This window comes from Flectobacillus sp. (assembly GCF_049240685.1).
In the GTDB taxonomy this organism is placed as follows: domain Bacteria; phylum Bacteroidota; class Bacteroidia; order Cytophagales; family Spirosomataceae; genus Flectobacillus.
Window position 1 is genome coordinate 8,085 of the sequence record NZ_JBMLSD010000354.1, and the last position, 7,234, is coordinate 15,318.

Annotated in this window: 5 protein-coding genes; 1 reads left to right on the plus strand and 4 read right to left on the minus strand. The window is 39.9% G+C overall.

What is annotated here, in order from left to right:
• Window positions 1-290: hypothetical protein (locus ACOVQ4_RS16055; protein WP_421821641.1), on the plus strand; the 290-nt coding region annotated here is incomplete at its 5' end.
• Here the strand turns inward: ACOVQ4_RS16055 and ACOVQ4_RS16060 are convergent.
• The 4 genes from ACOVQ4_RS16060 to ACOVQ4_RS16075 all read right to left on the minus strand — a co-directional run bounded on the left by ACOVQ4_RS16060 (window position 227) and on the right by ACOVQ4_RS16075 (window position 6,668).
• Complete coding sequence (locus ACOVQ4_RS16060) at window positions 227-1,567, minus strand: TldD/PmbA family protein (protein WP_095163415.1); 1,341 nt, start codon at window positions 1,565-1,567, stop codon at window positions 227-229. The genes ACOVQ4_RS16055 and ACOVQ4_RS16060 overlap by 64 nt on opposite strands.
• Window positions 1,568-1,609: 42 nt before the next feature.
• Window positions 1,610-3,250: a TldD/PmbA family protein gene (locus ACOVQ4_RS16065; RefSeq protein WP_421821642.1), complete on the minus strand. Its 1,641-nt coding sequence runs from the start codon at window positions 3,248-3,250 to the stop codon at window positions 1,610-1,612.
• A 430-nt stretch (window positions 3,251-3,680) separates the two neighbouring features.
• On the minus strand, window positions 3,681-4,997 hold the full coding sequence (locus tag ACOVQ4_RS16070) for a TldD/PmbA family protein (protein WP_421821643.1): 1,317 nt from the start codon (window positions 4,995-4,997) through the stop codon (window positions 3,681-3,683).
• A 24-nt stretch (window positions 4,998-5,021) separates the two neighbouring features.
• Window positions 5,022-6,668, minus strand: coding sequence for a TldD/PmbA family protein (locus tag ACOVQ4_RS16075; protein WP_421821644.1), 1,647 nt, complete (start codon window positions 6,666-6,668; stop codon window positions 5,022-5,024).
• Between the last annotated feature and the right edge of the window lie 566 nt (window positions 6,669-7,234).

A 7,234-nucleotide genomic window follows, 5' to 3' on the forward strand; every position in this document is an offset into this window, starting at 1 on the left:
GGGCTTTGGGCTTTGGGCTTTGGGCTTTGGGCTTTGGGCTTTGGGCTTTGGGCTTAAGAAAATTTGATTTTTTTGATTTTCTACTCAAATTTTCTCTATTTTCTAAAAACTATTGTGGATTTGAGATTTCTGATTTCGGAAATATAAAAACCTTTATTTTATATCGTAATATCCTAGAAAGTCTCTTTTACTTCCGAAATCAAAAATCAGAAATCCGACATCATTACTACACTGCATCCGACAATGATGAGAACGTAAATTCACGAATCTTCATTGGTGGTACCATATAGTTGGCGTTTGATTCAGTACTTACAACACGCTCTGTTTTACCCAACATCTCTAGGTTGTTCAACATAATGATTGGGCTTTCGTTGAAACGGAAGTTTTTTACAGGATACTTAATTTTTCCATCTTCAATCAAGAAAGTACCATCACGTGTTAGACCAGTTTGTAATAAAGTCTGCGGGTCAACAGGGCGAATGTACCAAAGTTTTGTAACCAAAATCCCTCGTTTTGTACTCTTAATCATTTCTTCGAGCGTAGCAGTACCCCCTTCCATAATCACATTACTTGGAAATGGTAAAGGCTTTACTTTTTTCTGTTGTGCCCAATAGCGAGAATAGGCTAGGTTTTTGACCACACCTTTTTCTATCCAAGTCACTTTTTCTTGTGGTTGACCATCACCTGCCCAAGGAGCACCAGGAAGTGCTGGATAAGCAGGGTCAGAGAAAATTGTGACACGTTCGTCGACAATCTTATCTCCTATTTTGGTTTTTCCACCTTGTTTACTAAAAAACGAACGACCTTCGTCGGCACTACGAGCATCCATATCAAAATAAATGCTTTCGAGCAATACCGCTGCGGCTGTTGGTTCGAGGATTACGGTGTATTTACCAGGTTCTAATGCTTTGGCATTTTTAGAACCCATTGCTTTTTGCATTGCAATTTTGGTAGCAGCCACTGTATCCAATTTTTTAACGTCGTTGTACCCTCTAGTTACATAACCCGAACCTGTGCCGTCCTCTGTACGAACGGTCAGGGAGAAATTAATACCTGAGTCTTTATAATAAGCAAACAATCCTTTCGAGTTCATCATGGCCGAAAAGCCTTTTTGATCTTCCAGAAAGCCTGCCGCTACTAATTTTTGTGCACGAGCCAACTCCAGACTTTTGAAGACCATCTCTGCACGAGTATCCGGATTGATATTCGCTGTATCTTCTATGTATCCTAATGAGTGACTTTTATACTGCTGTGGTCCCAAAAGTCCTACATATTCAGGGTTTTCAGGGGCGAGGCGAGCTAATTCTTCCGAGCGACGAACTACTTTTTCTAAAGAAGCATCATCAAACTCGTCGATGGTGGCCACACCTACTTTTTTACCAAATGCAGATTGTACTTGCAAATTTTGGTTGATTAATGCACCACTAGTTGATACCTCGTTGCGTGCATATCGAATATTTCCACGAATGTTTCCTAACAAATTAGCCTCACATTCGTCGGCTTTTGAATAGCTCATTACCTTTTTCAACAAGGCTTTTGCTTCTTCTTCGGTTAATATTACAGACATAGTTTTCTTGAGAAGTTAAATTGGATTAAAGCTTGGTTGCTACTAGATTTTACGAGCTGTATTAATGACATTTACGCCATTGAAACGAGCCGTTGAACTACCATGAGATACCGCACTAGATTGAGAAGGCTGACCTTTTCCGTCGAAGAACGAACCACCTAAACGGTAATCACGATCATCACAAATCTTGGCACAAGAATTCCAGAACTCTTGCGTGTTAGATTGGTAAGCTACGTCTTTGAGCATACCCACGATTTTTCCATCTTTAATTTCATAGAATAACTGTCCACCAAATTGGAAGTTATAACGTTGCTGGTCAATAGAGAACGAACCGTCACCAATGATATAGATACCTTTTTTAACGTCCTTAATCATTTCGTCTACCGACAATGGTTCTTTCCCCGGCGCTAGCGATACGTTCGCCATGCGCTGGAACTGAACAGAAGACCAGCTATCTGCATAGCAACAGCCGTGCGATTCAGTTTCGCCAATGATTTTAACTTGGTCACGAATAGCTTGATAGTTTACTAACTTACCATCTTTGACCAAATCCCATTGTTTGGTTTTTACACCTTCGTCATCCCAACCTACAGCACCCAATGAACCTACTTGAGTTTTATCAGCAAAGAAGTTTACGATATTGCTACCATAGTTGAAGTTTTTACTCTGCCATTTGTCTAAAGTAGCGAAAGAAGTGCCCGCAAAGTTTGCTTCGTATCCCAATACACGGTCAAGTTCGAGCGGGTGCCCTACCGACTCGTGGATGGTCAACCAAAGGTGAGATGGGTCTAGAATCAAGTCATATTTTCCTGCTTCTACTGACTTAGCGGCCAGCTTTTGCTTTACTTGTTGCGAAGCTGCTATGATATCTTCCATCATATCATATCCCTTGTTGTAACGAGTAGTTACACCAGTTACTTTATCTTTAGGATTGGTTTGAAGATATTCATAACCCATACCCGAAGGAGCACTCAAAGTCTGACGATTTTCGAATTTACCCGTTTTAGGATCAATCGCAGTTACCGTAAATACCGGCCAAATACGATGTACATCTTGGTCGATATACGAGCCGTCCGATGAAGCGAAGTATTTTTGTTCATTTACCAAAAACAAAAGAGAGTTAACATAATTTGCGCCATTTTTCATAGCAGCATCATTAACACCCAACAACAAATCTACCTTTTCCTGAATAGGTACTTCAAAGGCATTTTTTTGGATAGGCGCTTTCCAGCTTACTTCACCAAAACCCTTTTGTGGTGCAAGTTCTACAGGCTGACTCATCAGTTTTGCATTCGCTTTTGCAATTGCCACTGCTTGCTCGGCTGCTTTGGCTGTATCTGCCTCTGTTTTGGCATCTACTACTGCGGCAAAACCCCAACAACCATTAGCAATTACACGGACTCCTACACCATAAGACTCGGTATTGACGATGTTTTGCACTTTGTCTTCGCGCGTAATTACAAACTGATTGAGATAACGACCAATACGAACATCCGTATAAGTTGCACCTTTTGCCTTGGCAGCATTGAGCGCTGCATCCGCCAAACGTTTTTTCACGGCTACATCGATACCTTCATTGAGAAAGGATTCGGCAGCAACGGACCTGCCCATAATCGGAATATTAGGAAGCATCATGGCTCCTAAACCTAGACCCGACATCTGGATAAAATCTCTTCTTTTCAAGTTTTTTTTAGTTTATTAATTGAAAAATCGTTTAAAAGAGGCCTTCTCTCAATTTTTTGTAAGTAGTTATTTTTTTAAATGTTTATCTGTTAATAGAAAGAGGAAATCATCAATCATCGTATAAATCGTGGATGACTCGATTTTTTATACTTGTGGATTCTTCCGTATAACAAATCAACTTCTAACAAATAACCTATTAAGACTTCAAACGCTTACAAAAGGCAATAAGAGCCTAATTGAGAGGTTTTCCCAATCTTAATTTACCAAAATTTCAAGAAGATGCCCAGCTAGCCAATGGCTGATTTTGATGAATGGCTTTTTTTCGTTGTAAGCGGAAAAGGATATAAAGGCTATAGGCTGTAAGCTATAGGCACTAAGCCATTATTAAAAATAGAACTTAGTGCTTACAGCTTACGGCTTAAAGCATTTTTTATACTGCATCCGATAAGCTACTGAAGGTAAAGTCACGGATTTTGAGAGGTGGCACTAACGACCCACCAATACGAGTTGGCTTGCCCATAGCCTCAAGGTTGTTGAGCATAATCACAGGACTCTCGTTGAAACGGAAGTTTTTGATTGGGTATTTGATTTGGCCATTCTCAATATAGAAAGTACCATCTCGTGTAAGACCTGTATATAATAAGGTCTGAGGATCTACCGCACGGATATACCAAAAGCGTGTTACAAGAATACCTTTATCTGTACCTTTAATTAAATCTGCTAAAGATTCTGTACCGCCCATCATAATAAAACCACCTGGGTTTGGTACAGCTTTGACACCCTTTTTCTCAGCCCAATAGCGAGAATATGTTAGGTTTTTAACCACGCCATTTTCAATCCAATATACTTTTTCTTGTGGACGACCATCCCCAGCAAATGGAGAACCCGGAATTTCGATGTTCATTGGGTCTGAGTAAATATTTACTCTTTCGTCGAAGAGTTTTTCGCCTAAACGAATACCCCCTCCTTTTTTACTCAAGAAACTACGACCTTCGTCGGCGTTGCGTGCGTCCATGCTTCTCATCATGTTTTGAAGCAAATCAATAGAAGCTGCTGGTTCGAGAATTACGGTATATTTACCTGGCTCTAAAGCTCTAGCAGATGTTGAAGCCATTGCTTTTTGCATCGCTATCTCTGTTGCTTGCTTGGTACTTAATTTAGAAACATCGTTGAAATCACGAATGGCATAGCCTGAACCCAAACCGTCGGCAGTACGTACTGTGATAGAAAAATCTACCGAAGTAGCTTTGTTGTATCCAAAAAGTCCTTTGCTATTACCGATGGCATTAAAACCTGTGCGATCTTCCATATAACCTGCCGCAGTCAAGTTTTTCTTGCTACAAGGGTCGATACTATCAAAGGCCGCATTGGCACGATAATCTGGAGAAATATCCGCTGTCTTTTGTGAAAAACTTGCTGGTTCTAAATATTGTTGTGGACCTAATGCTGGAACAAACTCAGGGTTTTCTGGTGCTAAACGAGCAATTTCTTCGGCGCGTCTTACAGCTTTTTCCAAAGATTTATCATCGAATTCGTTGATGGTAGAAGTACCCGAACGCTTGCCAAATACTGCGGTAATAGAAAGTGATAAGTTGTATGATTCTCCACTCGTCGAAACCGAGTTACGAGCATAACGGATATTACCCGTGCGACCTCCAGAGAGTGCCACACTCATCTCGTCAGCTTTTGAAAAAGACAAAACCTTATCGATGATTTTTTTAGCTTCTTCTTTCGTTAAAATCGTCATTGTTGATGCTGTTTAAGGTAAGTTTTAGATTTTTCTTCCTGTATTAATCACATTCACCCCGTTGAAACGTGTCGTGGCACTACCATGTGACACGGCACTCACTTGTGAAGGCTGACCTTTTCCATCGAAGAACGAACCGAATGTACGATAATCATCTTTATCACAAATCTGAGCACATGAGTTCCAGAATTCTTGCGTATTTGACTGATACGCTACATCATCGACCATTCCGGTAATTTGACCATTTTTGATTTCGTAGAATAACTGTCCACCAAATTGGAAGTTATAACGCTGTTGGTCAATCGAATAAGAACCGCGTCCAATGATATAGATACCTTTTTCGACACCTTTAATCATATCTTGTACGTTCAACTTCTCTTTGCCCGGACGCAAAGAAACGTTTGGCATACGCTGGAATTGTACAGAATCCCAGTTATCGGCATAGCAACAGCCATGAGATTCTTTCTCTCCCAAGATATTTACTTGGTCACGAATTGCTTGGTAGTTTACCAAAACGCCATCTTTAATCAAATCCCATTCTTTACAAGGCACACCTTCATCGTCGTAGCCAACTGTACCCAAGGTATATGGTTGAGTTTTATCAGCAACGATATTTACCAATTTACTACCATAGTTAAATGATTTAGATTTCCATTTGTCCAAAGTAGCAAAACTTGTACCTGCATAGTTAGCTTCATATCCTAACACACGGTCAAGCTCTAATGGGTGACCTACTGATTCGTGGATTGTCAAACCTAGGTGATTTGGGTCAAGCACGAGGTCGTATTTTCCAGCCATTACTGACTTAGCCGTCAATTTTTCTTTGGCTTGTTTAGCGGCAAAAATCGCATCTTCGACCATGTCGTAAGAATTGCGGTATCCTACCAAACCATTAGGTCCCGGGATTTTCTCAGAAGCTAAACCATCTAAATACTCATAACCCATCCCCATTGGCGAAGAAATAGCATCACGAGTTTTGAATTTACCAGCTTGCTTATCTACGGCAGTTACAGTAAATGTTGGCCAAATACGGTGAATATCTTGGTCGATATAAGAGCCGTCGGTTGAGGCAAAATATTTTTGTTCGTTGATAAAAAACAAATTGGATGTAACGAAGGCAGCGCCATTTTTCATCGCTTCACCGTTTACATTCATCAACAAATCGATTTTTTCTTGAACAGGAACTTCGAAAGAGTTCTTTTTGAGTGGTGTTTTCCAAGAAACCTCTCCTACCCCTTTTTGTGGCGCAAGAACTACTGGTTCTTTTTGGATTTTTGAGTTTGCTTTTGCAATGGAAACAGCTGTTTCTGCACATTTAGCAATACCTTCAGGCGTAACATCGCTAGTAGCAGAAAAACCCCAAGTTCCGTTGGCAATTACACGAATACCAACACCGTAAGATTCGGCATTGACTACGTTTTGAACTTTGTTTTCACGGGTAAATAAATACTGTTGGAGGTAACGTCCGATACGAACATCGGTGTATGTGGCGCCTTTGGATTTAGCAGCGTTTAGTGCGACGTCTGCTAAACGTTTCTTTGTTGCTACGTCGACACCCGAACCAATTAAATGTTCGGCTGGAACAACATTTCCCAAGACAGGTATAGCTGATGCACCCATAAGCGCACCTAAGCCCATACCAGACAACTGGATAAAATCCCTTCTTCTCATATTGGGGTTTGCTGATTGAAGTTAAATAAATTTTGAAATAAGATAGATTCTGTAAAAGAATTTATCAGCTTGAATAGCTTGCTGAATAATTGCTTTTACGTTTTTAAGCCCCAACACAAGACAACATTAATTTGTATTAAGTTAATGGGCAAAATAAAATTTAAGAAGTGCTTTGGGCTTTCAGGTATCGGCTTTCGGCGGTGGGCTTTGAAAAAAAGCATAGCTGTGGTTATTAAAAAATATTTTAACACTCCTTGCCTTGGGCCTGTTGCCTTGTTTCTAAACACATAAATCAAATCTTATTCTGCATGATTACTTAATAATTATTGGTATGTGGATTTATTAATTTTCAAATTTGACCCAAAGGAGACCTCATAGGTCGTGTTGCCATATTATTGTGTGATGCTTAACAATAAAAATACAAAATCTAGGCTACTATCCAATATGTTATTCGACAAAATGCGGGCTTTTATCGACATCTGTAAAAGAAAATATTGGCACATAGCATTATTTGCAGAAGAAAATTGGGGAATTAGGACTTTTTGTAGGAAAGATTGTTTTGAGAA

Bases quoted from the DNA above. Each gene is read 5' to 3' on its own strand.
- ACOVQ4_RS16060 (WP_095163415.1), bottom strand. From the start codon at position 1,567: ATGTCTGTAATATTAACCGAAGAAGAAGCAAAAGCCTTGTTGAAAAAG.
- ACOVQ4_RS16075 (WP_421821644.1), bottom strand. From the start codon at position 6,668: ATGAGAAGAAGGGATTTTATCCAGTTGTCTGGTATGGGCTTAGGTGCG.
- ACOVQ4_RS16070 (WP_421821643.1), bottom strand. From the start codon at position 4,997: ATGACGATTTTAACGAAAGAAGAAGCTAAAAAAATCATCGATAAGGTT.